This is a genomic window from uncultured Actinomyces sp. (assembly GCF_963526355.1).
Taxonomy (GTDB): Bacteria; Actinomycetota; Actinomycetes; order Actinomycetales; family Actinomycetaceae; genus Actinomyces.
Genome location: NZ_CAUROW010000030.1, coordinates 1 through 25,309, shown reverse-complemented (window position 1 = coordinate 25,309; position 25,309 = coordinate 1). Strand labels below are relative to the sequence as shown.

At 68.4% G+C, this 25,309-nt stretch carries 18 protein-coding genes and 1 pseudogene; 7 read left to right on the top strand and 12 right to left on the bottom strand.

Annotated features, from left to right (window positions below; all coding sequences use genetic code 11):
- Nucleotides 1-497 precede the first annotated feature (497 nt).
- The 6 genes from RWR81_RS07840 to RWR81_RS07815 all read right to left on the bottom strand — a co-directional run bounded on the left by RWR81_RS07840 (nucleotide 498) and on the right by RWR81_RS07815 (nucleotide 8,114).
- Nucleotides 498-1,766 carry an alpha-hydroxy acid oxidase gene (locus tag RWR81_RS07840; protein ID WP_314456578.1) on the bottom strand — a complete coding sequence of 423 codons (1,269 nt, stop codon included), beginning with the start codon at nucleotides 1,764-1,766 and terminating at the stop codon, nucleotides 498-500.
- Between the two features lie 288 nt (nucleotides 1,767-2,054).
- Nucleotides 2,055-3,611 (bottom strand): mannitol dehydrogenase family protein, encoded by a 1,557-nt coding sequence (locus tag RWR81_RS07835; RefSeq protein WP_314456576.1) that lies wholly within the window; start codon nucleotides 3,609-3,611, stop codon nucleotides 2,055-2,057.
- 500 nt (nucleotides 3,612-4,111) lie between these two features.
- On the bottom strand, nucleotides 4,112-4,771 hold the full coding sequence (locus RWR81_RS07830; protein WP_314456580.1) for a DeoR family transcriptional regulator: 660 nt from the start codon (nucleotides 4,769-4,771) through the stop codon (nucleotides 4,112-4,114).
- 135 nt (nucleotides 4,772-4,906) lie between these two features.
- Nucleotides 4,907-5,557: an LUD domain-containing protein gene (locus tag RWR81_RS07825; protein WP_314456573.1), complete on the bottom strand. Its 651-nt coding sequence runs from the start codon at nucleotides 5,555-5,557 to the stop codon at nucleotides 4,907-4,909.
- On the bottom strand, nucleotides 5,557-7,287 hold the full coding sequence (locus RWR81_RS07820; RefSeq protein ID WP_314456571.1) for a LutB/LldF family L-lactate oxidation iron-sulfur protein: 1,731 nt from the start codon (nucleotides 7,285-7,287) through the stop codon (nucleotides 5,557-5,559). Before RWR81_RS07820 ends, RWR81_RS07825 begins: the two co-directional genes overlap by 1 nt.
- Nucleotides 7,284-8,114 carry a (Fe-S)-binding protein gene (locus RWR81_RS07815; protein ID WP_314456569.1) on the bottom strand — a complete coding sequence of 277 codons (831 nt, stop codon included), beginning with the start codon at nucleotides 8,112-8,114 and terminating at the stop codon, nucleotides 7,284-7,286. The genes RWR81_RS07820 and RWR81_RS07815 overlap by 4 nt, the downstream gene beginning before the upstream one ends.
- A 742-nt stretch (nucleotides 8,115-8,856) precedes the next feature.
- Here RWR81_RS07815 and RWR81_RS07810 point away from each other — a divergent pair.
- Complete coding sequence (locus RWR81_RS07810; protein WP_314456567.1) at nucleotides 8,857-10,203, top strand: glycosyltransferase; 1,347 nt, start codon at nucleotides 8,857-8,859, stop codon at nucleotides 10,201-10,203.
- Between the two features lie 22 nt (nucleotides 10,204-10,225).
- Here RWR81_RS07810 and RWR81_RS07805 read toward each other — a convergent pair whose 3' ends face one another.
- On the bottom strand, nucleotides 10,226-10,906 hold the full coding sequence (locus tag RWR81_RS07805; RefSeq protein ID WP_314456565.1) for a GAP family protein: 681 nt from the start codon (nucleotides 10,904-10,906) through the stop codon (nucleotides 10,226-10,228).
- A gap of 179 nt (nucleotides 10,907-11,085) precedes the next feature.
- On the opposite strand from RWR81_RS07805, the gene RWR81_RS07800 reads away from it, so the two are divergent.
- Nucleotides 11,086-11,703 carry a helix-turn-helix domain-containing protein gene (locus tag RWR81_RS07800; RefSeq protein WP_314456563.1) on the top strand — a complete coding sequence of 206 codons (618 nt, stop codon included), beginning with the start codon at nucleotides 11,086-11,088 and terminating at the stop codon, nucleotides 11,701-11,703.
- A 221-nt stretch (nucleotides 11,704-11,924) separates the two neighbouring features.
- Here RWR81_RS07800 and RWR81_RS07795 read toward each other — a convergent pair whose 3' ends face one another.
- From RWR81_RS07795 to RWR81_RS07775, 5 genes are all read right to left on the bottom strand, one after another.
- The gene (locus RWR81_RS07795; protein WP_314456561.1) at nucleotides 11,925-13,634 is read right to left on the bottom strand and encodes an L-lactate permease; all 1,710 of its coding nucleotides are present in this window, start codon (nucleotides 13,632-13,634) and stop codon (nucleotides 11,925-11,927) included.
- Nucleotides 13,635-13,910: 276 nt separating this feature from the next.
- Nucleotides 13,911-15,971 (bottom strand): cation-translocating P-type ATPase, encoded by a 2,061-nt coding sequence (locus tag RWR81_RS07790; RefSeq protein WP_314456559.1) that lies wholly within the window; start codon nucleotides 15,969-15,971, stop codon nucleotides 13,911-13,913.
- 439 nt (nucleotides 15,972-16,410) lie between these two features.
- Nucleotides 16,411-17,967: a glycerol kinase GlpK gene (gene glpK, locus RWR81_RS07785; RefSeq protein WP_314456557.1), complete on the bottom strand. Its 1,557-nt coding sequence runs from the start codon at nucleotides 17,965-17,967 to the stop codon at nucleotides 16,411-16,413.
- Nucleotides 17,968-18,069: 102 nt separating this feature from the next.
- Nucleotides 18,070-18,810 carry an MIP/aquaporin family protein gene (locus RWR81_RS07780; protein ID WP_314456556.1) on the bottom strand — a complete coding sequence of 247 codons (741 nt, stop codon included), beginning with the start codon at nucleotides 18,808-18,810 and terminating at the stop codon, nucleotides 18,070-18,072.
- Between the two features lie 165 nt (nucleotides 18,811-18,975).
- Nucleotides 18,976-20,793 carry a glycerol-3-phosphate dehydrogenase/oxidase gene (locus RWR81_RS07775; RefSeq protein WP_314456554.1) on the bottom strand — a complete coding sequence of 606 codons (1,818 nt, stop codon included), beginning with the start codon at nucleotides 20,791-20,793 and terminating at the stop codon, nucleotides 18,976-18,978.
- 417 nt (nucleotides 20,794-21,210) lie between these two features.
- Between RWR81_RS07775 and RWR81_RS07770 the strand changes: the two genes are divergently transcribed.
- From RWR81_RS07770 to RWR81_RS07750, 5 genes and pseudogenes are all read left to right on the top strand, one after another.
- Complete coding sequence (locus tag RWR81_RS07770; protein ID WP_314456553.1) at nucleotides 21,211-22,371, top strand: sugar-binding domain-containing protein; 1,161 nt, start codon at nucleotides 21,211-21,213, stop codon at nucleotides 22,369-22,371.
- A gap of 126 nt (nucleotides 22,372-22,497) precedes the next feature.
- On the top strand, nucleotides 22,498-23,130 hold the full coding sequence (locus RWR81_RS07765; protein WP_314456547.1) for an amino-acid N-acetyltransferase: 633 nt from the start codon (nucleotides 22,498-22,500) through the stop codon (nucleotides 23,128-23,130).
- A gap of 127 nt (nucleotides 23,131-23,257) precedes the next feature.
- The gene (locus tag RWR81_RS07760) at nucleotides 23,258-23,743 is read left to right on the top strand and encodes an SRPBCC family protein (protein WP_314456545.1); all 486 of its coding nucleotides are present in this window, start codon (nucleotides 23,258-23,260) and stop codon (nucleotides 23,741-23,743) included.
- 133 nt (nucleotides 23,744-23,876) lie between these two features.
- Nucleotides 23,877-24,812 (top strand): hypothetical protein, encoded by a 936-nt coding sequence (locus RWR81_RS07755; RefSeq protein ID WP_314456543.1) that lies wholly within the window; start codon nucleotides 23,877-23,879, stop codon nucleotides 24,810-24,812.
- Nucleotides 24,813-25,037: 225 nt separating this feature from the next.
- Nucleotides 25,038-25,309: pseudogene (locus tag RWR81_RS07750) on the top strand (A/G-specific adenine glycosylase); the annotation flags it as partial.

The window sequence follows — 25,309 nt, the reverse complement described above, 5'->3', positions numbered from 1 at the left end:
CCGCGGTCCTCCTTCGACGGCGTGGTGCGCAGGGTGGCGGGCCGCCAGCGGCTGGAGATGAGGCGCTCGGCCTGGGCGACGTCATCCTCGAGGTCGTTGATCGCTGCTGCGGCGCCTGACGTGGGGCCTGACATGGAGTCTGACGTGGACTGTGTCATGGCACTGTCCCTTCCTGTGAGCGGTCATGGCACAGGGGCCGACCGCAGTGTTCCGATCCGGGGCGCCGGGTGACCCATGGCGCACAGCATGGGAGGAGGCCCGGACCTGTTGCCGAAAACACGGGTGCTTCGGTCGCGACCATAGCCTTCGGTCTGTTTCCGGAATGCTTCCGGCGCTGAGCAGGATGCCGGTGGCCCCGGAGGACGACCGCTGGGATCGTCGCTCCGGGGCCACCGGGTGCCGCCCGAGGGCGACTGGCAGAGATTGCCGCCGCAGGGCGGAGGGCTGATCTGGGCCCGGCCGGTTCCGCCGGGTCCTGACTGGGGGACTGGCCGGACTCAGCGGGCGACGGCGTCGGCCGCGGCCTTGACCCGAGGACGTACCGGGGTCATGCGGGTCAACTGGGTGACGTGACGGGGCTCGAGCTCGGCCAGGCTGGAGACGCCCAGGAGCTTCATGGTGCGGATGACCTCGTCGGAGAGGATCTCGATCATGCGGTCCACGCCCTGGCGGCCACCGGCCATGAGCCCGTAGAGGTAGGCGCGGCCCACGAGCCCGAACCTGGCGCCCAGGGCGATGGCGGCCACGATGTCGGCACCGTTCATGATGCCGGTGTCCACCATGATCGTGGCGTCCTCGCCGACCTCGCGGACCACCTCGGGCAGGAGGCGGAAGGGAACGGGGGCGCGGTCCAGCTGGCGTCCGCCGTGGTTGGACAGCAGGATGCCATCGACGCCCAGGTCGATGAGGCGCTTGGAGTCCTCGACGGTCTGCACGCCCTTGATGACGATCTTGCCGGGCCACATGGAACGGATGACCTTGAGGTCGTCGTCGCTGATGGTGGGGTCCATGGCGGAGTCAAGGAGTTCGCCCACGGTGCCGCCGGTGGACTTCAGGGAGGCGAACTCCAGCTTCGGCGTGGTCAGGAAGTCGAACCACCACCACGGGCGGGGGATCGCGTCGAGGACGGTGCCGGCCGTGATCTGGGGCGGGATGGAGAATCCGTTGCGCTTGTCGCGCAGGCGGGCCCCGGCCACGGGAGTGTCGACGGTGAACATGAGGGTGTCGAAGCCGGCCGCGGCGGCGCGCTCGACCAACCCGTAGGAGATCTCGCGCTGGCGCATGACGTAGAGCTGGAACCAGTTGCGCCCGTGGGGGTTGGCGGCCTTGACGTCCTCGATGGAGGTGGTGCCCAGGGTGGACAGGGTGAAGGGGATGCCCGCAGCGCCGGCGGCCCCGGCGCCGGCGACCTCGCCCTCGGTCTGCATGAGGCGGGTGAAGCCGGTGGGGGCGATACCGAAGGGCATCGCGGAGCGGCCGCCCAGGATCTCGCAGGAGGTGTCGACGTCGACGGCCGGGCGGAGGATGTCGGGGTGGAACTCGATGTCGCGGAAGGCCTGGCGGGCACGGCGCAGCGACACCTCGCCCTCAGCAGCGCCGTCGGTGTAGTCGAAGGCCGCGGCCGGGGTGCGCCGCTTGGCGATCTTGCGCAGGTCCCAGGTGGTCAGCGCGGCGGCGAGACGCCGGCGTCTGGGGTTGAGCTCGGGCGTCTTGAAGTGGAGCAGCTCGAAGATCTCGCTCGGGTTGGGAATCTGACGCTTGACCATGGAAACCTCATCGTGAGTCTGATTCTGGACGCTCCGCGGTGCGGAGTGCTCGTGAGGGGCGACCGGCCTCCATGGCTCAGCGCTGAGGCCCACGAACTCCTTCATGCTATGGGACAAAAGTCATGAAAGCAAGGTAAGCCTTAGCAATCCTTCCGGTGGCGGGGGTGGTCCGGTGCGTCAAGAGGAGGTGCTCACTGCGAGAGCGGGAAACCGCACCCGTGTGCGTGAAATCTTCTCGGCCGAAGGATGGTGGGCGGCTTCTGGATGGGTCTGGGGGTGGATGCACCTCTACGCGTCGAATGCCCCCGCAGAGTTGAAAGGCTGAGCCTCAGCCTTCCGGGGACCACCTGCCAGGGCTCGCAGGCGGGCCCGGGCGCCCTCGCGGCGCAGGGCCCCGAGCTCCTCGACGAAGGTCTGTCGGAAGCGCTCATCGGTCGTCAGGTCCCCGAAGATGCCCTCGTGGGAGATGAAGGCCGTGTCGTGACCGGCCCTCTGCGCGGCCGCCAGGGGCAGCAGCTCGTCGGCCAGCGGGTCGTCGATGACGATCTCGTCGCCGTTGTCGTCAACTCCCTCCTCGCCCAGGGCCCAGGCGGCCACCATCGCCGTCCCCAGGCGGATGGGCCCTCCGGCGGTCAGGTTGTCTCGCACCGTGCCCAGGACGAACTTCGGTATCCGGCTGGAGGCGTCCTGCGCCAGACGGGAGAGCGTGTCCGCGATCGCCTCGTTGGTGAAGCGCTTAAAGAGCGTGTCCACATACACGTCCAGGTCGATCCCCGGCACCGAGCGCAGTGTGGCGCGCGCCTCGCGCTCGAGGTAGGCCCGCACCCAGGCGGCGATGTCCGCATCGGCCGCTGCGTCGTGTGCGTACTCGATCCCCAGCAGCCGTCCCCAGTGGGCCAGTCCCTGGTGGGAGGCGTTGAGCAGACGCAGCTTCATGAGCTCGTAGGGGGCGACGTCGTCGACCATCTGCACCCCGACCTCCTCCAACGGGGGCCGCCCGGCGGGGAAGTCGTCCTCGAGCACCCACTGGGCGAAGGGCTCGCAGACCACCGGCCAGGAGTCTTCGAGCCCGAGCCGTCTGTGCACGTCCTCGACATCCGTCTGCGTGGTCCGCGGGGTGATCCGATCGACCATGCAGCTGGGGAAGGCGACGTTGCCGTCGATCCAGTCGGCCAGCTCCGGGTCTCTCATCGCGGCCTGGGAGACGACCGCCGTGCGCGCCACCTTCCCATTGTCGGGCAGGTTGTCACAGCTCAGGACCGTGAACGGCACGATTCCTGCCTCCCGACGGCGTCGCAGCGCCTCGACGATGTATCCGAAGGCGGTCGTGGGCTCCTCCGGGCGCTCGGTGTCGTGAACGGCCCCGGGTGCCTTAGTGCGGAACTTGCCGGTGGCCTCGTCGACGTTGTAGCCGTTCTCGGTGATTGTCAGTGAGACGATCCGGGTGGTCGGAGCGCTCATGAGGGACAGGACCGTCTCGGGGTCGTCGGGTGCGAAGAGATAGTTGTGGAGCGAGCCGACGATTGTCGGCTCGCTCCGTCCGCCGGGGTGCTTGAGGACCAGGGTGTAGAGGTGGTTCTGGCCTGCCAGTGCGTCACGCATCCGCGCGTCACCGGGCAGCAGCCCGACGCCGCAGATCCCCCAGTCCAGGCAGTTGTCCTCCGGTGCTCCGGACCCGTTTCCCTCCGGAGTGTCGGGTCTGCTGTGTCGACGCATGAGCCCGTCGATGTAGGCGGCCTGATGGGAACGGTGGAAACCGCCCACGCCTATGTGGACGATCCCGGTGGTGATGGCGGCCCGGTTGTAGTCGGGGGTCAGCTGGGACTCAGTCAGCGAGGCGGTCATGAGTGCTCCTTATCTGCTGTCATGGAAAGTGAACAACGTGGAGGTGGGAAATGGGTGGATGGATGCTGCCGGGCCTGCGACCCCAGCCGTGGAATACCGGCGTCGGCGGGCTGCTGAGCCGGCCGGCTTGGGACCGTTGTCGTGCACCTCGGCCTTGCCGTGGAGGACCCGGGCGCTACCGGTGAGCCTGAGCCGGAACAGGATGAAGAGGGACGGATGTCGATCCCGGGTGGTGCCGGTCCGATGCCGGCTCCCGCCATCCCCGGGGAGATGAGTCGGAAAGTCGGGCAGGCCACCATCGGGATGCAGCGGAGGCGGGCCGGGGATGCTGCGGGAGTGACTGTTGAGCGAGGAGATCGACCACCGGCAGGGCCCGCGGGGCGGGTACGGGGCAGGCCGAGCCCGAAGGTGGGGTGTGGGGATGCCGTGTCGTCCACGTGACCTGCGCCAGCATCCGGCCACCTGAGACGGGGCCGTTCGCGTCCAGCGCATCCCGGTCCTCACAGGTGCGGTCGGCGGCCAGGACGTTCACCCCGGGCGGGCCGCGCCAGGTGACCTCGCAGGACGCCGATGGCCATCACGTCGCTTGAATACATGACCGAGTCGAAGCCGGTGGGAACGGCGTCGCAGCAGGCCCGAGAATGTTCCTCGCAACACGGCCTGGACCCGGACGACCTCGGGGCCGAAGACCGCGAGGCGCCGGGACGTGGCCTCGCCCAGCTCGTGGCCGGTGATGAGGCGTTCCAGGTCACTGACCCGCCCGAAGCGGGCCAAGGCGGAGCGGCCGATTTGGAGCTGCCACCATCTCCATGGCTGTGGGCAGGGCGGTGGTGATGACGTTCAGCGGCCGGTCGGTGGGTAGTGCCCGGTCGGCGGGCAGAGGCAGCCTCGTCAATGACGATCGTCCTGGCCCGGCCGATGCGGGCCACGGCCTCAGCGGCGATCCGCAGCCTCTTCTGCGTGGAGTGCACGGCGCGCGTCTGCTGGCCGGTCTCGAAGGAGTTGAAGTCGACGGCGCGGATCGAGCCGTAGGCGCGCACGATCTGCCCGTCCTCCTCCAGACGGCGCAGGTCGCGGCGGATCGTCTTGGGCGAGCCCCCGAAGTGCTCGGGCGGATCGGCCACAGCCAGCGAACCGCGCTCGTGGGCCAGGGACACGATGCCGGCCCGCCGGGTGGGGGCATCCTGCTGGTTAGGCGCCCGACCGGCGCCGTTTCCCTCTGCGAGGCGGGAGAGGCGCCGGTCAGGCGGTTGTTGATGGCCATCGTCCCAGTGTCTCCCGATGGCCAGTGGGGCTCAATGAGCGACGACGACGCGCAGGTTACGCGGTCCGTGCACGCCGTTGACGCGCACCAGCTCGATGTCGCTGGTGGCTGAGCCACCGGCGATCCATGTCATCGGGCGTGTGGGGTGCTCGCCCAGGACGTCGACGGCCTGCGGCACCGTTGGCATGATCGACTCGCGCTCCAGGACCACGACGTGCTTGTCCGGTACCAGCGAGATGGCCCGGCGGCCCTGGTCGGGCTCGCCGTCGAGGACGATCGTTCCCGAGATCGAGACGCCCACACGTGAGCAGGTCACCACGGCGTCGATCTCATTGAGGTCGAGAGTGGCGATGGCCTCCTTGCGGGAGTCCTCCACCACAGTGCGGCCGTTGCGGGCCGCCGCCTTCTTGTAGGCCTGAGGCAGTCCATCGGGTACGACGACGGTGCGCGCCTCGCCGAGCAACTCGTCAATGGCGTCCAAGATCGCCGCGTCCTTGGGGGCGACGATGACCTCGGCCGAGTAGTCCTCGAGCTTCTCGATCATCTCGTCGACCACGGGCTTGGAGCCGGGGGGATTCTCCCCGGAGCGGATGTAGTTGCGGGGGATCGGTCCCACCGGTCGGGTCTGGGACCGCGAGATCGCGTCGCGAGCGCGGGCCAGGATCGCGGACTTCGCATCCATCACAACTCCTCCTCACTGGTCGAGCCGGCCGGGGCCTGGGGCGCGGATGCCCCCGGGGTGATCGGCTCGGGGTTGATGATGGCCGAGCGTGCGTCCAGCGCGGCCGGGGCGGGCTCGCCGTCGGCGCTCGCGCTTCCGGGTACCGGCTCGCCGGGAGGCGGTGGCGGATCGGCCGGGAAGCCGTTATCGACGCCGACGACGTAGCCGCCGGCCACTCCGCCCACCGGGGTCTGGCCGTCGGGGTGGGTACGCCGCCACCACTGGCGGAAGGTCTCCGAGGGCGCCACCGGCAGGTCGCGCGCCCCGGTCCACAGTGAGGCCGGGAACGGCAGGGCCCCGATCTTTCCGTTCTTGCCGCCCAGCAGCGCGGAGGCCTTGACCGTTTCCGAGGCCGCCGCCCACAGCGAGCTCTTGGACATCACCGGTGCCGAGACATTCATCGCCACATCCCACACGTCCGGCACCGCGCGGCGCTTGACGTCCACCGAGCGGGCCCGCAGGTGGATGAGGATCGTGGGGATGTCGATCTTGACCGGGCACACCTCGCCGCAGGCCCCGCACAGGGAGGAGGCGAAGGGCAGGGTGTGGACCGGGTCGTCGTCGGCGAGCCCCTGGGTGAGCTGGGGGGTGAGGATCGATCCGATCGGGCCGGGGTAGACCGAGCCGTAGGCGTGCCCGCCGGTGTGCTGGTAGACCGGGCAGATGTTCATGCACGACCCGCAGCGGATGCAGGCCAGGGCCTGGCGGCCCACCGGGTCGGCCAGGGTCTTGGTGCGCCCGTTGTCCATGAGCACCAGGTGGAACTCCTTGGGGCCGTCGCCCTCGGTGACGCCGGTCCACATGGAGGTGTAGGGGTTCATGCGCTCGCCGGTGGCCGAGCGCGGCAGGAGCTGGGAGAAGATCTCCACGTCCTGGAAGCGGGGCACCAGCTTCTCAATGCCCATGAGGGTGATGAGCGTGTCCGGCAGGGTCAGGCACATGCGCCCGTTGCCCTCGGACTCGAAGATGGAGACCGTGCCGGTCTCGGCCACGCCCATGTTGGTGCCCGAGACGGCCACCGAGGCGTGCAGGAACTTGTTGCGCAGGTGGGAGCGGGCCGCGGCCGTGAGCTCCTGCGGGTCGTCGGAGAGATCCGCCGGGGCGTCGTCCATGCGGTCCAGGAAGATGCCGCGCACCTCGGAGCGGTTGCGGTGGATGGCGGGCACCACGATGTGCGAGGGCATGTCGTCGGCGAGCTGGACGATCATCTCGGCCAGGTCGGTCTCGTGGGCCGTGATGCCCCGGTCGGCCAGGTACTCGTTGAGGTTCGTCTCCTGGGTGGCCATGGACTTGACCTTGACGACGTCGTCGACCCCCTTGGAGGCGATGATGCCGGTGATGATCCGGTTGGCCTCGGCGGCGTCGCGCGCCCAGTGCACGATCCCGCCGCGCGCGGTCACGTTGGCCTCGAACTGCTCCAGAAGCTCGGGCAGGCGCGAGGCGACCTCGAACTTGACGGCCTCGGCGGCGTCGCGCAGATCCTGCCAGTCGGGCATCTCGGCCACGCGCTGGGCGCGCTTGGTGCGGATGGTGCGTGTGGCGTGGCCCAGGTTGCGGCGCATCTGAGTGTTGGCCAGCGTCTTGTGCGCGCCCTCGGGGAAGGTGTGCCCCCAGCGCAGCGTGTTCTCGGGCTGCTCGACGTCGGTGCGCCAGCCGCCCGTGTGGGGCATCCCCAGGAATACCTGTGTCATCGTGTCACCGCCTGTGTGTACTGGGAGCTCTCGGTGTGCTGGACGTGCTTGGGGGCGAAGGAGATGTTTCCCTCGAAGGGGGTGTCCTTGGTGGATGCCAGGATCTCGGCCAGGTGCATGATGCGCACCCCGGAATTGACGCGCGACAGACCGCCGCCGATGTGCATGAGGCAGGAGTAGTCGCCGGCGCACAGGACCTCGGCACGTGTGGACATCACATTGCTCATCTTGTCGGCGAGCATCGCGGTGGAGGTCTCGGAGTTCTTCATGGAGAAGGTGCCACCGAAGCCGCAGCAGACCTCGGCGTCGGGCAGGTCGATGAGGGTGAGGGCCTCGACGGCCTTGAGCAGGCGGTAGGGGCGGTCACCCACCTTGGCGATCCGCATCGAGTGACAGGTGGGGTGGTAGGTGACCGTGTGCGGGAAGTAGGCGCCCACGTCCTCGGTGCCCAGAACATCGGTGAGCAGTTCGGTGAGGTCGTAGGTGTGGGCGGCGATCTGCTCGACCCGCTTGGCCAGGGCGGTGTCTCCCACGTGCTCGGCCACGAGGCCCTGCTCGTGGCGGGCGGCGCCGGTGCACGAGCCCGAGGGGATGACGATCGCGTCCCACTCGCCGTCGAGGACGGGGGAGAAGGTCTCCACGTGGTTGCGGGTGATCTTGGCGGCCTGCTTGAAGTAGCCGGTATTGGCATGCATCTGGCCGCAGCAGACCTGCCCCTCGGGGAAGCAGACCTGGTGGCCGAGCCGCTCCAGGATGGTGACGGTTGCCTGCGCTGCCTGCGGGAACATGGTGTCCGCAAGACAGGTGGCGAAAAGGGCGATTCGCACGATATGCCTCCACGACGTCGTAGCTGAGACTTCGCGAGGACCGCCTCGGACTGCCCGTGCGGGGGACAGGATCTGTTGCGGCCTCGGCTGCATCTCAGGCTACGGTCCCGTCATGGCAGTCATCTGACAACCCTGGCTCCCGTCCTGCTGGTCCCGTTGCTCGGGGTGGGTTTTCTGGCGGGATTGTGCAATTCCCTGCGAGGCGACAGGGGTCTGGACGGGCGGTTCCCGTGGGGTGGCGGGAGGGGGAGCTCAGGCCGGTATTGCGTCATGGCTCGCTGCTGTTATCTGTTCAGAGGGTTCAGGGGAGGTCCTCGCGGGCACGAGGATTGATGTCGGCCGTGAGTGTCGTCGTAGAGAACGTGCTTTCGCAGCCAGGACTGCGCTTCGGTGGCGGGCGCTGCGTCCGACACCGGTCGTCGATGGTGAAACGCGATCTTCGAATGGTGCGGAATATCGTCGATCCGACGCCGGAGCTCTTAGTGCAAGGCTCAAATATTTCTCGAGTATCTTGAAAGGTGCAGTATTTCTTGCCTGTGGGGGTGGGTGGGGCGTGTCGGAACAACGTGCGGAAGTCGACTGTTCGATGCTGGTTTGAAGAATGATGGGGTACACTACGTATGCACCCGGTTTAAGGCGGCTGTATTGCTTCTTGAGGTGAGGTGTACGCCTTGTGTCTGCATTTCTGGTGATGTTGTGACGGCATATCTTGAGTGATGCTGTCAGGGGTGTAGGATGAGGGGTGGTATCTAAAAGTACTGAGCTGTTCGGGGTGATTGTTGTGATTAATGAGGTGGGGGTCGATAGGCGAACGTCACAGAGAGTCGTCATTATGGCTATCGGATCTCGTGGAGATATTGTTCCGATGGTGAATCTGGCGCGAGGTGTGGCGAGGCTGGGTGTGGAGACAGAGATCATCGGACTCAGTGACTATGAGTTGCTGGTGGATGAAGAATGCGGAGCCCGGTTCCACTCGATTGGTTTGTCGATGGCAACTATGCGTGAGATTGTTGAGGAGGGGTGGGGAAAGTTTTCTGAGCGCGATCCTCTTGTTGAAATAAAGCTTCTTGCTCGCTGGATCGACCGCCTCAAGGATGCTCTGGTGTCTCAGCTCATTGAGATAGTCGAGAAAGATGACTTGTTGCTGACTGGGGTGTTGACGCGTGATTGTGCGGCAGCCGTGCATCGTCATGTGGGTTGCCGAATGGTGACCATTGCTTTGAGTGGAGTGATGCCGTCGTCGTCGCCGGAGTCATGTTTGTATGTCACACCTTCGAAGGCTCCTGCGTGGTTGCGCCGGGTGCGGGCGCGTCTCGGTTGGAGGTTCGTCACCGGTGTTTCACGCTCAGCGGCGAGGGAGGTTGATCGGAGGTTGAGGACTAGACGAGTGAAAACGCCTCGCTCAAAGCTTTCAGGGGGGCGGCGAACGATTCTCGCTGCCAGCCCTACGCTTGTTCCACGGGCTCCTGACTGGGGTCCCAGGGTTGTTCAGACGGGTTACCCCTTGGAGGCGGGGCCTGGTGTCGAGCCGAATGATGATGGAGTCCTGGAGGTGCTCGAGGGTGGGGCTCCGTGCGCATATGTTGGCTTTGGAAGTCCGGGTGAGAACAGTGAGGCGCTGTGGCGTCACCTTGAGCAGGAGATCGTGTTGGCCGCGGAACTGGCAGAGGTTAACGTGATTCTGCCGAGTTCACGTTATGTCTCCCCGGGCTGGGTCTCGCCGAATGTGTTCAGTGTGGGCGAGGTGGACCATAGGTGGTTGTTCCCCAAGGTGGATGCGGTGATCCATCATGGGGGTGCGGGTACGACGATGTCGGGGTTGGTCAGTGGGACTCCCTCATGTGTCGCTTCCTTTGCCTTCGATCAGGACTACCACGGTCGCCGGCTGGCCGATCTTGGGGTGGGGCCCGCTCCTATGCGTGTCGATGATGTGGATGCTCGTGCGCTGGAGTCACGGTTGTCTGCAATGACGCGCGGCTCGCAGGGGGAGCGGTACAGGGCGCGAGCGCGAGAGCTTTCTCAGGCGGTCCTGGGAGAGGGAGGCCTTGAGCGAACGGTTGATGCGGTTCTCGCTTCGCTTCGTGAGTAGAGATGTGTTCGCGCACGTGCGGCTACCCCATCAGGTCTAGGGCTCCTGCGCTGCGCGCGGCGAGGTGGAGACCGAGGATCGCTGCGACCCACAGGAGGGTGACCTTGGCCTCGTACTCCAGTCTGGGGGCGATTCTGGTCAGCTTGGGTAGAAAACGCTGCCCCAGCGTATCGGCCAGGACGAGCATGATGAGGGCGGGTGTGATCATGACCAGGCAGTACAGGATCAGGGTGACGATCCGTACCGGCCAAGCCTCTGGGGAGGAGGCGATGATCCCGGTCGCCGCGATGTAGGGAACCATGGTGGCGGCTTCGGCGAGTGAGGCCCCCAGTCCCAGAACGACCATCGCCCCGGACGAGGCGGGAGTGGGCCTGCTTCCCAGGGAATCCGTTCCGGGCTCGGGCTTGGGCGGGTTGGGGCTGAGGATACCGAAACCCGCCAGCGCCACACCGATGACGAGGGTCGCCCACTGTGCCGTCTCGGTTCGGGCCAGGCGTGCCGCGGTGGAGCCGATGAGGTCGAAGCCGGCCACCAGGGCGATCCCGAGGCCGAGATACATCAGGCACACGGTGGTCAGGTAGATGGCCATCGGCCCGCGGTCCACGCGACGGCTGCGCACGACGAGCGCGATCGGGATGACCAGCGTGCCCAGGCTGGTGGAGTCCAGCAGGGCGAGTCCTGCGAGTGTGGCGGCGTGTTCCATGGGGTACCTCGCTCGTTAAGCGGCTGTTGTCATACGGCCGTATGACAGTTCTCATACGATCGTATGAGGGATAGTCTGGTGAGGCAACCGCTCTTGAGCGCCCGAGAAGTCGGTGGGAGTAACGACGGTGAAGGGCGCCTGCGAAGGCACTGAGACGGACAACCGTGGAGGACAGCGTCATGGACCAGGAAACGGACCAGCGATCGGTCCTTAACGCCCTGATGTCACCGGCCGTGAGCATGACCGCTGACGCCACCATCGCGATCATCGCCGAGAAGGGCTTCGACCGGGTCAGTGTGCGCAGCGTGGCCGCCCGGCTCGGCGTCGCCCCGGGCACCGTCCAGTACCGCTCGCCGAGCCGGCGAAACCTGTTGACCGACGCCCTCGTCCGCTCCGTCCAGCGCCAGGCCGACCGTGTGGTCTCTCATGATGTCGACCCCGCGCAGCCGGAGACCCTGGTGAGGGCTCTTGCCGAGCTTCTGCCGATCGGGGCCGTGCAGCGCGAGGACGCGGCCGCCTGGGTCGCATTCGGTGCCGCTGCATCCACCAGGCCCTGGCTGGCCGATCCCTACTGGGAGGCGCTTCGGATCATGCGTACCTGGGTCGAGGGTGTTCTGGTGGATGCTCGGAAGGCCGGTCGTATGCGTGCGGACCTGCCACCCGCCGAGGGGGCGCGCCTGGTGACCGCCCTCGTCAACGGGTTGACCCTCGACCTGCTCAACGCCCCGCCAACGGAGTCCGATGAGGTGATCGGCCAGCTGCGCTCGGGGCTGGGCCTGGTCCTGCGAGGCCTGTGAGACCCACGGAACCCGTGAGGGCGTCGTCGGTCGTGAGTGCCGTCGAGGACGTACGTTGAGGCTTGAGGACCGGGGCCCGGGTATCCGTCCTCAAGTCCCGAGGTGCGTCCTCGCGGACGTGGGGCTCAACGACGTCGGAGCCGGAGTGCAGGCTGCGCCCCCGGAGCCGCGAAGAATCCGGGGGCGCAGTGCGCGGTAGCGGGAGTGAACGGTTGGCGGCCTCAGACGCCCAGCCCGACCTGGGAGGCCAGGAGCACGAGCGCCCCCAGCACCACCAGCAGCCCGATGGAGTAGGGCGCGGCCTTCCTGAGGATCTCGGCGTCCGTACCGGGTGCGTCCACCGCGGTCGAGGCGATGGCCAGGTTCTGCGGTGAGACGATCTTGCCCAGCCCGCCACCGATCGTGTTGGCGGCCAGCAGGATCTTCGGGTCCAGTCCGGCGCCCTGGGCGGCGGTGGCCTGCAGGTTGGCGAACAGTGCGCCGGCGCTCGTCGCCGAGCCGGCCACGGCGGTGCCCACCCAGCCCAGGGCGGGGGACAGGAAGGCGTAGGCGGCGCCCGTGGCCGCCAGGGCCGCACCGATCGCGGAGGTCTGCCCGGAGAAGTTCATGACGTAGGCCAGGGCCATGACGGCGGCGATCGTCAGGATCGCCATGCGCAGCGTGTAGCAGGTCTTGGCCAGGGTGGCGAAGCCCTTACCCACGCTCATCTCGAACTTGCCGGGAATCGAGCGCGCCGCGTAGACGAAGGTGACGATGATGGCGGTCAGGAAGATCCAGGTCCCCGGGTTGGACAGGGTCTGGAGCGTGTAGATGGCGCTCTTGGCGGGATCGCCCTTGGAGGTCAGGAGCTGGCCGTAGACCCCGGGCCACTTCATGGGCAGATCGGTGGCCTTGAAGACCTTGTCGAGGTTGACGCCCAGGGTCCACAGCTTGGTGGCGGCGATGATGACCACCACCAGGATGTAGGGCAGTAGGGCCAGAACGACGCGCTCGCGGTCGGGAGCGTCGTCGGCGGCCACGTGGGAGCGGAACTCCTCGGGCGTCTTGGGACTCCACACCAGCAGGAAGACGTAGGAGGCCGCCAGGCCCAGCAGTGAGGCCAGCACCGCGGTGAGCTCATAGGAGATCGAGGGGGTGAAGAAGTGACCGACCCCGGTGGCCAGCCCCGCCACGATCGCCAGCGGCCACAGTTGCTTGACGCCGCGCATCCCGTCGAGGATGAACAGCAGGATGAGCGGGATGAAGGCGCAGAACACCCAGGTCAGGTGCCCCATGGCGGTGGCGACCGTCACCGGCTCCTCACCGCCCAGCTTTCCGGCGGTGGTGGTGGGGATGGCCATGGCGCCGAAGCCCACGTTGATGGCGTTGCCGACCATGACGACGACGGCGGCCTTGATCTTGGGAAGGCCCAGGGTCGCCACCATGGCGGCGGCGATCGCCACCGGGGCGCCGAAGCCCGCCAGCCCCTCGAGCAGGCCGCAGAACGAGAAGGCCACGATGAGCGCTTGGGCGCGCATGTCGCCTTTGCCGATCGCGTTGAACACGGCCCGCAGATCCGCGGACCTGCCCGAGACGTCGGTGAGGTTGTAGAGCCACACGGCCGCGATGATGATGTAAACGATCGGGACTAAGCCCATCGCCATGCCCTGGGTGGCGCTCATGGCCGTCATGCCCACCGGCATGTGGAACAGCGTGACGGCGGTGATAGCCGCGACCGCCAGGGAGATGATCGCGCACCAGTGGGTGGCCACCTTGAACACCCCCATGAGGACGAAGAACACCACCAGCGGCAGCAGACCCACCGCGGCGGTGAGGTAGACGTTTCCACCCACTGCGGTGGGCGACGGTGTGAAGGTGGTGGGCAGGCCCGCCAAGGATGGGGCCAATGGTGCCGGGAGTGCCGGCAGTGCTGACAGGACAGCTGGCGTCATGACTACTCCACTACGAGTACTGATGAGATCGGCCAGGTCGCGGACGGGGTCGGGCTGGCAGCCACGGTGCTGCGTCCTGGGTACTAAGGCCTAACGATCATGCCATGGAGATAGCGAATCGTGCACCATGTGATGTGGTAGATCATCGTTTTCGTGCATGTTTCTAAGCGAAAGTGGGAGATCTTGTTGCCGTTCGCCGTGTCGCCCGACGGCATCCGGAGCGGTATTGCGTCCGGGAGCGTGTGCTAAATCCGTCGGCGCTGTTGACCGGGCCGTTCAGCGCCTGCGGGCCGGACGGGGAACCAGGCGCGCCGAGTTGAGGATGAAGGCGGACTCGGAGACGACGTGCACGAGCGCCGCGGCCACCGGCCCCAGCAGCCCCAGCCCGGCGGCGATCATGCCGGCGATATCGACCGCGACCGTGCCCACGAAGTTCACCATGATGATGCAGCGGGCCCGGCGGGCCACCCGCACGGTCTCGACCAGGTCGGCCGGATCGGAGCCCACGAGCACCACGTCCCCGGCCTCGCGGGCCACGTCCGTGCCGGTGCCCATGGCGATGCCGACGTCGGCGGCGCTCAGAGCCGGAGCGTCGTTGACGCCGTCGCCCACCATGGCCACGCACTTGCCCGCCTGGCGCAGTGAGCGGACGATCTCCTGCTTGTCGGCAGGCAGGAGCCCGGCACGCACCTGGTCGGCGGCCAGGTCGAGCGCGCGGGCGGCGCGGTCGGCGGAGGCGGATGAGTCGCCGGTGAGCATGAGAACCTCCAGGCCCATGCGGCCCAGATCGCGCACCGCGGTGGCCGCGCCTTGGCGCAGCAGGTCGGCCAGGGTGATGGTTCCCAGGAGCCGGTCGTCGACTCTGATCTCCACCACCGAGGTGGCCGACGGAGCCTCAGGGTCGAAGACGATACCGGAGTCGACGGCGGCGTCACCATCGGCCCCAGTGGTGTCCTGGTCCGCCTGGCGCCCCACGGTTACCCGGTGTCCCTCGACGAGAGCGCTCACGCCGGCCCCGGGGGAGTAGACGACGTTGTCCGGCACCGGCACCGTCAGGTCGCGGACAGCGGCCTCGGTGCGGATGGCCCGGCCGATCGGGTGCTCGGAGTTCCACTCCGCCGCGGCCGCCAGGGCCAGGACCTCGTCCTCACCCGCAGTGGACTCCGCGGCGGAATCAACCTTTGACTCCGCGGCGGCTCCCACGAGGCCGACAGACACGACCCGGGGCGCTCCCACGGTGAGGGTCCCGGTCTTGTCCAGCACCACCGTGTCGACCGTGGAGAGTCTCTCCAGGTGGGTGCCGTCCTTGACGAAGGCCCCGCAGCGGGCGGCGCGGGCGATCGCGGCCAGGACCGCCAGAGGGGTGCCTGCGGCGACCCCGCAGGCCCCGGCCACGATGATGACCGAGATCGTGGCGCGCACGTCCCGGGTCGCCAGGAAGGTCGCCAGCGCCGCCGCCAGCGCGAGGTAGACGATGCGCGCCGCCAGGCGGTCGGCCAGCCGCTGGACCGGCGCGCGCGAGGACTGGGCGTGACGCACCGCCGCCACGATCCGCCCGTAGGAGGACTCCTCCCCGACCCGTTCGACCTCGAGCTCCAGGGCGCCGCGCGTGATCGACCCCGCCGGAACCCGGTCTCCGGGCCCGACCTGGACCGGCAACGCCTCCCCAGTGATCCGGGACTGGTCGACGTCGGCCCGGCCGGTGCGCACCACGCCGTCGACCGGTACCCGGCCCCCGGGACTCAGGGCGATGACCTGCCCCGGGCGCACCTCGTCCAGGGGGACCTCGGTGGTCTCATTGGTGTGTGGTCCGGTCACCACCTGAGCGGTCTGCGGCAGGAAGGACATGAGGTCCGTCAGGGCATCGCGTCCTCGGTCCATCGACAGGTCCTCAAGGACCTCGGCGCACAGGGCGAAGACGGTCACGGCCAGGGCCGTGACCCACTCGCCGATCACGGCAGCGGCCACGACGGCCAGCAGCATCGACAGCTCCATGCTCATGCGCCGCCGGCGCAGGTCGCCGGCTGCCTCGACCACGAGCGGCCAGCACCCCACCACCAGGGCCGCAGCCCCGACCACGCCCACCACCCAACTGGGTGCGCCGACAGTGCCCGCCGTCCAGGCGCCCAGCGCTGCCAGGCCCACCAGGACGATGCGCACGATGTCGGAGTGCTCGATCCGGTCGATGAGTCGCTCGCCGGAACCATCACCCCCGGGGCCGCCGGAGCCGGAGAGATCAAGGAACTCGTCGACAGGCAGTGCTGGCGTAGAGGCGGAAGGGGGCTGCGTGGGCTGAGCGGACTGCTGCGGGTGGACGGTGGGCGGGTGAGTCGTCATTCAAGACTCCTGGTGACGGGAACGGGGCAGGGTCCCGCAGATCAGACCGGGGAGCACTGTCCAGGAATCTACCAATCCGTTAAGGGGGTGCAACAGTGTAAGGGAGGACTAGACGAGCCCGCGGGACCCGTCGCCGTGTCATCACGGGAGACTCTTCAACCCGGATCTGAGGGCTTCTCCCCTGTACAACCGCGCTGACCTGCACTGACGCACGCGAAGACTGGGGGAGGCGAGACGGTGCGCGGGGTAAGAGGTCCCCATCGGCGACACATCGACCGGGAGATATTGCACATCAGCTGTCCGAGACATGGTAAATGGCGCCGCCGGCGGGCCCGAAGGGAGGGGGGACTCGCCGGCGACGCCGGGGTGCCGCTTCAGCGGCTGCTACCGCTGCCACCGACCGAGCGTCGCTGGGTGCTGCTCGGTCTCGTGTCAGGTGTTACTCGATCACGTCGTCGTCGACCCAGTTCAGGGTGCGCTGGACGGCCTTGTTCCAGTTGCGGAAGAGCCGCTCGCGCTCGGCCTCCTCCATGGTCGGCTCCCAGCGCTTGTCCTCGGCCCAGTTGTCGATGACGTCCTGGGTCCCGGACCAGAAACCCACCGCGATGCCAGCGGCATAGGCGGCTCCCAGGGCCGTGGTCTCGGCGACCTTCGGGCGCACGACCGGCACACCCACCTGGTCGGCCTGGAACTGCATGAGCAGCTCGTCGCGGGTCATGCCGCCGTCGACCTTGAGCTCGGTGAGGGCTGCGTTCGTGGACCCCGAGGCCGCGGCGTCCCGATTCATGGCCTCAAGGACCTCGCGGGCCTGGTAGGCCGTCGATTCCTCCACTGCCCGGGCGATGTGGGCCTTGTTGACGTAGCGGGTCAGGCCCACCAGGGCACCGCGGGCGTCGGGGCGCCAGTGCGGGGCGAACAGTCCGGAGAAGGCCGGCACGAAGTAGGCCCCGCCGTTGTTCTCGACACTTGCGGCCAGTGCCTCGATGTCCCTGGAGTCGGTGATGATGCCCAGGTTGTCGCGCAGCCACTGCACCAGCGAGCCGGCCACGGCGATCGAGCCCTCCAGGGCGTAGACGGCCGGCTCGTCCCCGATCTGGTAGCACACGGTGGTCAGCAGCCCGTTCTCGCTGCGCACCGGGGTGGTGCCCGTGTTCATGAGCATGAAGCAGCCGGTGCCGTAGGTGTTCTTGGCCTGGCCCTTCTCGAAGCAGGCCTGCCCGAAGGTGGCCGCCTGCTGATCGCCCAGGATGCCGCTGATGGGGGTGTCCACCAGCAGGCCGTTCTTGCGGCCGTAGCCGAACACGCCCGAGGAGGGCCGGATCTCGGGGAGCATCGAGACGGGGATGCCCATGTCCGCGCAGATCTCCGGGTTCCAGTCCAGGGTGTCGATGTTCATGAGCATTGTGCGCGAGGCGTTGGTGACGTCGGTGGCATGCACTCCGCCGTTGACACCGCCGGTGAGGTTCCACAGCACCCAGGTGTCCATGGTGCCCATGAGGAGATCTCCGGCCTCGGCGCGCTCGCGGACGCCCTCGACGTTCTCCAGGATCCAGGCGACCTTGGGACCGGCGAAGTAGGTCGCCAGGCCCAGGCCCACGCGGTCCTTGTACTTGTCCGGGCCGTCGTCCCCGGCCAGGCGGTCGCAGATCTTCTGGGTGCGGGTGTCCTGCCAGACAATGACGTTGTAGACGGGCTCGCCGGTGTTCTTGTCCCACACGACGGCGCTCTCGCGCTGGTTGGTGATGCCCACCGAGGCGATCTCGTGGCGGTTGATCTGTGCCTTGGCCAGGACCCCGCTGACGACGAAGCGGATGTTGTCCCAGATCTCGATGGCGTTGTGCTCGACCCAGCCGGCGCGCGGGAAGATCTGCTCGTGCTCCTTCTGGTCGACGGCGACGATCTCCCCGTCATGGTTGAACAGGATGGCGCGTGAGGAGGTCGTGCCCTGGTCGATGGCCAGGACGTACTGCTTCTCATCGGGGCTGTTGGGGCTCAAGGAGTTGTCCTTTCACTGCGTTGTGAGGGGGTGCGGTTGGTACTGGTGGGGGCTGCGCGCCGCACGGCCGGTGCAGGCGCGTGCTGTCGTGGCCGTGCGGGCTCAGAACAGGCCGGCCATGTGGGGGACGATGAGCCCGGCGGCGACGGCGCCGATGACCGGACCGGCGACCGGGACCCAGGAGTAGGCCCAGTCCGAGCCTCCCTTGCCCGGGATGGGCAGGATGGCGTGGGCGATACGCGGGCCCAGGTCACGGGCCGGGTTGATGGCGTAACCGGTGGGGCCGCCCAGACTCAGTCCGATGACGACGATGACCAGGGCCACGGCCAGTGGGCCGAGCCCAGAGGGGGTCTTGCCCGAGGCGATGATCCAGGCCAGTAGGACGAAGGTGCCCACGGCCTCGGTCACGACGTTCCATCCGTAGGAGCGCACCGCCGGACCGGTGGCGAACACGCCGAGCTTGGCGGCGGCGTCGGCCTTCTGGTCGAACTGCTTCTTGTAGACCAGCCACACGGTGATGGCGCCCAGGATGGCACCCACCATCTGGGCGGCGAAGTAGATGAGGATATTGGTCGCCGAGGCGGGAATCCCCTCGGCCAGGTCCCTTCCGGCGACCGCCAGGCCGATGGTGACGGCCGGGTTGAGGTGCGCACCGGTCTTGTAGGCGGCGTAGACGCCCACGAAGACCGCCAACCCCCACGCCATGGTGACGACGATCCAACCGCCGTCCTTGGCCTTGGAGGTGGGCAGCGCGACACCGGCGACGACGCCGCAGCCCAGGAGGATGAGGAGGAACGTCCCGAAGGCCTCCGAGGCGAGGATCTGAGGCAGGGTTGCAGACATTGCGGCTCGCTTTCTGCACAACGTTGTGCGGGTTAGGATGGCGCCGGCGTGGTCCGGATTCTCGATGGATGATGCTTTGACGTGCTGCCCGCCGCCGGGTAAGGCGGGCGGCACGAGGGTATTCGACCGAGTGGAACCGGGGCGGTTCACTCGGCCAGCAGGGGCTTAGATCGGCTCAGTGATGTGCGCCACCGCGGCGTCGTCGGTCAGCTCGGCCTCGGCCGCGGCGATCTGGGCCACGCGCTGGGCGTAGGCCTCCTTCTGGGCGGCGACGTCCTCCTTCGACCAGCTCAGCAGCGGCGCCATGATCGACAGGATCTCATCGGCAGCGGCCAGGCCCCGGTCACGGCGCGAGAGGTCCAGGCGTACCCGGCGCAGTAGGACGTCGTCGAGGCTCTCGGCGCCCTCATGGGTGACGGCCCAGGCGACCTCGGCACGCAGGTAAGTGGGAGCCTCCGCCAGCGGCTCGCCCAGTCGCGCCTCGGGGCCGGCGGCGTCGATGGAGGCCAGTAGGGCCGGGGTCTCGTCGCCGTAGCGGTCCAGCAGGTGGGTGACCCGCTCCAGGGTCCAGCCGCGCTCGCCGGCGATCCGCCCGGCCCGCTTGGCCAGGGCGTGGTAGCCGGCCGCGCCCACCAGGGGCAGCTCCTGCGTGACGCAGGGGTGGGCGTGTGACAGGGCCTCACCCAGGGCGTGGTCGACGGCGTCGGAGGCCATGACCCGGTAGGTGGTCAGCTTGCCGCCGGCGATGGCGGTCAGGCCCGGAGCGACCCGGGTGACCGTGTGCTCGCGGGAGACCTTCGTGGAGGCGGCATCCGCACCCGGCTTGAGCTTGGGCTGGAGCAGGGGGCGCAGGCCGGCGTAGACGCCGATGATGTCGTCGCGGGTGATGGGGTGCGACAGCACGGAGTTGGCGTGCTCGAGGATGTAGTCGACGTCGGCGGCGGTGGCCACGGGTTTGGAGACGTCCAGGTCCCAGGGGGTGTCGGTGGTGCCGATGACCCAGTACTCGGGCCAGGGGATGATGAACAGGACCGACTTCTCAGTGCGCAGGAAGACCCCGGTCTCGGCGTCGATGGCCTCCCTGGGAACCACGATGTGAATGCCCTTGGAGGCCAGGACCTTCAGGCCCCCGGCGTCGGTGGCCAGGTCCTGGACGTCCTCGGTCCACACGCCGGCGGCGTTGATGGTGCGCTTGGCCCGGATCTCGTGAGCGGTGCCGGTGGCCAGGTCGGTGACGCGGGCGCCGTGGACGTGGCCGCGCTCGTCGGTGATGAAGCCGGTGACCCTGGTGCGGTTGGCGGCCAGGGCTCCCAGGCCGACGGCGGTGCGCACCAGATCGATGACCAGGCGGGCGTCGTCGACGCGGGCGTCGAAGAAGCGGATGGAGCCGGCCAGTCCGCTGGTGTCCAGCGACGGGGCGAGCGCGGAGGTGCCCTTGCGCCCCAGGTGGCGCTGGATCGGCACGGTCTTGCGACCGCGGGCGCCGGCCAGGGCGAGGGCGTCGTACATGCCCACGCCGATGGCCGAGTAGGAGCGCTCGTAGTGGTGCCTGAGCGGCCACAGGAAGGGCTGGGCCTTGACCAGGTGCGGTGCGGTGGTGGTCAGTAGTCGGCCGCGCTCGGTGAGGGACTCGTGCACGAGGGCGAAGTTGAGCTGGTAGAGGTAGCGCAGGCCGCCGTGGATGAGTTTGGAGGACCACGAGGAGGTGCCCGAGGCCCAGTCGCCCATCTCCACGATCCCGGTGCGCAGGCCACGGGCGGCTGCATCCAGGGCGATGCCGGCGCCGGTGACGCCGCCGCCGACGACGAGGAGATCCAGGCCCTCGGATGAGGACATCTCCTCCAGGGCGAGCTCGCGCTGGGCGGCGTTGAGCGCGGTGTCGTGTGTGGGGGCGGGGTAGGGGAGTCCGGCGGGACCCGAGGGGCCGGCGGCGCTGCCGGCGGAGGTCTTCTTCTTCGAGGAGGGGGTGCGGGTGGAGATCATGACTCCTGGGCTCCTACGTGTCGTGAGATCGGGTGGTTGAGGTTTGCGAGGTCGGGTGAAGACCGGATGAGACTGGATGGGGCGATGCGAGTCAGCGGGGTCTCCTGGTTCCGATCGGCGTTGACCAGGGGGCCGGACGGGACGGATCTCGCTCCTGAGGCCGGGTTCTGGCATCGGGCCCTGCCGTGCGCCGCTGCGCCTGCACGGCTTCGTCGTGAAGGTTGTCACTACTGTCACCACATGTGGAAGAATGCGCAAGGGAGTTGCACGAATGTGCATATGATGTCAAGGGCCCCCACAAGAATGTCCGTTCTCCTGTGCAGATGCCTCCTGGCGGGGAGCGCCTGACGCCGTCGAGGGTGAGACTCACGTCCTCGCGGCGACGAACGGACCGACGGTGGTGAGGGGAGGGACGAGGTGACTGGACGCGACGTTGCCAACGCAGCCGGGGCCGATGCCGTCCCAGGAGGGCTTGTACGAGTCTACGAGGCGGCCTCCATGTACTACGTCCAGGGCGAGACCATGGAGGTGATCGCTCACCACCTGGGGGTCTCGCGCTCCACCGTCTCCCGTCTTCTGGCGCGGGCCCGTCAGGAGGGCGTCGTCCGGGTCACCCTCGTTCAGCCCGGCGGAGCCGGCTCCCTGGAGGGGCGGATGGCGCAGGCCTTCGGGGTGCGCACCCACATCGTCCCGGTGCGCGAGGGCACCACTGAGATCCACCGCCTTCAGCAGGTCGCCGCGGTCGCTGCCGGGCACATGGTCGACATCATCGAGGCCTTGGCCGGGCACGGCAGGCCGGGTGAGTGCGACGCCCGGCCCATCTCGGGGGATGATGGTCAGATGCCCGGGAACCGTGCCGGCGCCGGTCGTGATTCCTCAGAGGTCGGCGCGGGCCGTGATGGTTCTGGGGGTGTCATCGTCGGCGCCGCCTGGGGCACCACCATGTCCGAGGTCACCGCCGCCCTGCCCTCGCGGCCGGTCCCCGGACTGACCGTTGTCCAGCTCAACGGCGCATCGGACCCGATGCGCCAGGGCCCCAGTGCCGGCGAGGTCCTCGCGCGCCTGCGCGTCTCACTGGGAGCGCGCACGATCTCCTTCCCAGTGCCGGCCTTCTTCGACCACGTGGCCACTCGCGAGGCCATGTGGTCGGAGCGCTCGATCAAGCGGGTGCTGGCGGTCGCACGCCGGGCGAGCCTGGCCGTCTTCGGCGTCGGCGCCTTGGACGCCCTTGACGGCGCTCTGCCCTCCCAGGTCTACGAGGGAGGGCATCTCACCGCCCATGACCAGGCCGTTCTGCGTCGCCAGAACGTGGTCGGAGACGTGTGCACCGTTCTGCTTCGCTCCGACGGCTCCTGGCACGATGTGGCCCTCAACGCCCGGGCCACCGGCCCGACTCCCGCTCAGCTCGCCCGTATCCCGCGCCGCCTGTGCGTGGCCGCCGGGACCGGCAAGGCCCGGGCTCTCCTGGCCGCGCTGCGCGCCCGGACCGCCACCGATCTCGTCGTTGATGACGCCACGGCCCGCGCCGTCCTGGAGCTCGCCGAGGCCCGAGGCCAGGCGGGAGGCGGTTCTCGATGAGCCGTGAACGTGGCAGGATGTTGGCCCGGATCGCGCTGCGGTCTGCTCACGGCCCCGACGTCGCCGGTGGAGCGCCGGCTCGCGGGTCGAGAGGCCAGAACTGAGCCCTACTGAATACGGACGACGATGAGCAGCACTGCTGTCATGACAGATGAACACCTGCCCGGCGGCCGGGTGACGCACCGGGCCGAGGTCTACGGGGTTGATGGCTCGCACCGCATTCTGCGGCCGGCGCGCCCGGCGGACGTGCGCGCCATCGCAGAGCTGGTGCGCCCCTATGCCGAGCGCCGCGTCCTGGTCTCCAAGGACCTCATCTCCTACTTCGAGGACATCCAGGAGTTCATCGTCGCCGAGGAGGTCCCCGGCGTCGTCGGGCATGGTGGAGGAGATGATGAGGAGGCCTCGGCCGTGCCCAGGATCGTGGGCTGCGGGGCGTTGCACGTCATGTGGGATGACCTTGCCGAGGTGCGCACCCTGGCCGTCCACCCCGACGCCGTGGGGACTGGTCTCGGCTCGGCGATCCTGCGCGAGCTCATCACGCAGGCCCGGGAGATGGGGCTCAAACGGGTGTTCTGCCTGACCTTCGAGGAGCCCTTCTTCGGATCTCACGGTTTCGAGCCGATCGAGGGCACACCTGTGGGCGCGGACGTCTTCTCCGAGATGCTGTGCTCTCACGACGACGGCCTGGCCGCGTTCCTCGACCTGGCCCGGGTCAAGCCCAACACCCTGGGCAACGCCCGTATGCTCCTGCATCTGTGAGCCGTCCGGGCTCAACGGGCCGGGCGCGGTCGGTGCGGCATGCCGTGACTCTGCGCGGCTTCATGATCGGGTGCGATCCATCCGGACAACCATGCGATAACCATGAGATAACCATGGAGGAGCACCCATGATCCGCAACGTTCACGAACGCGTCATCAACGCCCCGCTCGAGCCCCTGGGCGTCCTGCTCGACGGGCTCGGGCAGAAGGATGATCGGCTCTGGCCCTCGCGGTACTGGCCGCCGATGGTCCTGGACCGGCCCCTGGTGTCGGGAGCCGACGGCGGGCACGGTGCCATCCGCTACTACGCCAGCGAGTACGAGCCGGGTCGGAGGGTGAGGTTCACCTTCCATCCGCGCACCGGGATCATCGGCGCCCACGAGTTGAGCCTCGACGCCCTGGACGGGAGGCGCACGCGCATCCGTCACGTCCTCATCGGCCGGACCCGTGGAGCCATGCGCCTCATGTTCCCGGCCGCGGTCGAGCCTCTGCATGATGCCGTCATCGAGGACCTCTTCGACAACGCCGAACGCGAGACCACGGGCACGGTCGTCCGTCCTGCGACGTGGTCCCCGCGGGTGCGTGTGCTGCGCCGCCTCGCCGGTGGCAGGTAGACGTCAAGTACTGTCAAGCGTGGTGTGCAGTGATGGGGAGTCCTCCCGGTGAACGGCACCCGATTGAGGCAGTAGCCTGGCGAGAGCTCCCCCGGTCCCCGTGCATCCGAAGACGCCCTTGAGGAAGGTACTCATGAGCCAGCCGCCGGTCAACGCCTCTTACGGTCGGTCTGTACAATCCGGTCAGCCCGTTCAGTACGGCCAACCGGTCCAGTACGGCCACCCCGCCCAGCAGCACCAGTACGATCACGCTGGTTTCCCCGGTCCTCAGGCCCAGTACGGGCAGGCCGGAGCGGGTCAGCCGGGCTATCAGCCGGCCCGCCCCGCCCAGTACGGCCAGCAGCCAGACGCCCACGCCCAGTACGGCCAGGCCGGCATCGGCCTGCCGGGCTACGGCACTGGTGGTCCGGGCGGTGCGCAGCCGACGACGTCGGCTCCGCCACCCGGCTACCACTCCTCCGGGCCAGGTCCGATCCCCGTCGGGCAGGACAAGGTGGTGTTCAAGTCCAGGGCGGCGGCAGCGACCATTTTCCACCTGTTCGTCGGGGGCGGCTTCGGGCTGGTGTGCCTGGCCGGTGCGGTGTGGAACCTGATCCACCTCGGTGAGGAGGGGACGATCGGTGCCTTCCTCCTTCTGCTGCTCATCGGGGTGATCATGCTGCTCGCGGTCCTGCTCCTGATGTCGGCGAGCACGGTGTTCGACGCCTCCGGCATCCACGTAGGAGTCACTGGTCGGAGACGCGACATCCCCTGGCCCCACTCACGCACGAGCCTGTTCGTCCAGTGCTCCAGTGCCACCGCCGTCAGTCTTGCCGCCGGTAGGCCTCGGGTCCCTCGTGCCGACGCATACGTCGTCGGTACCGATGGCAGGGTCGTTCTCCTGCCCGGCCTGCGCTGGTCCGGTCTGAGCAATGAGTCGATGGAGCGCAAGGGGAACGCCGAGCTGGACCGTGTCTGGAACTGGGCCGCCGCTCGTGGATACGTCCCGGGGGCGGGGGAGTGCATGGAGCCGGGCGGCGTCCCGGGCTTCCAGCAGGGAGCCCAGGCGCACTACGGGCCGCGTCCCTGATGACGAGGATGGATGATGGGGCGGTGGATCCCCGGGAGGCTCACGATCTGTCGAGTTCGAAGGGCGAGGGAAGGATTCGTGCCCTTCACCCTACGAACTCGAGACCCATGATTCGAGCTCGAAGCGGTCAGGGCCGCTACGGTGAGCACTGTGCCTGCCCGACCGGTCTCCTGCCACACGCATGCCGATACGCCCTGCGTGCGTATCGTGCCCGCAACGGCCTCGGTGCCGCCTCCTGAACCCGACGAGCCCTCGGCACAGGCCGTCATCACCTGGTACGACGCCCACGCCCGCGACCTGCCGTGGCGCCGTCCCAGTACGACGCCGTGGCAGGTCCTCGTCTCGGAGGTCATGAGCCAGCAGACCCCGGTGGTCCGCGTCATCCCCGCCTGGCAGGAGTGGATGCGGCGCTGGCCCGGGCCGGTCGAGCTCGCCCAGGCCCCCACCGCCGAGGTGCTGCGGGTCTGGGGGCGCCTGGGCTACCCGCGCCGGGCCCT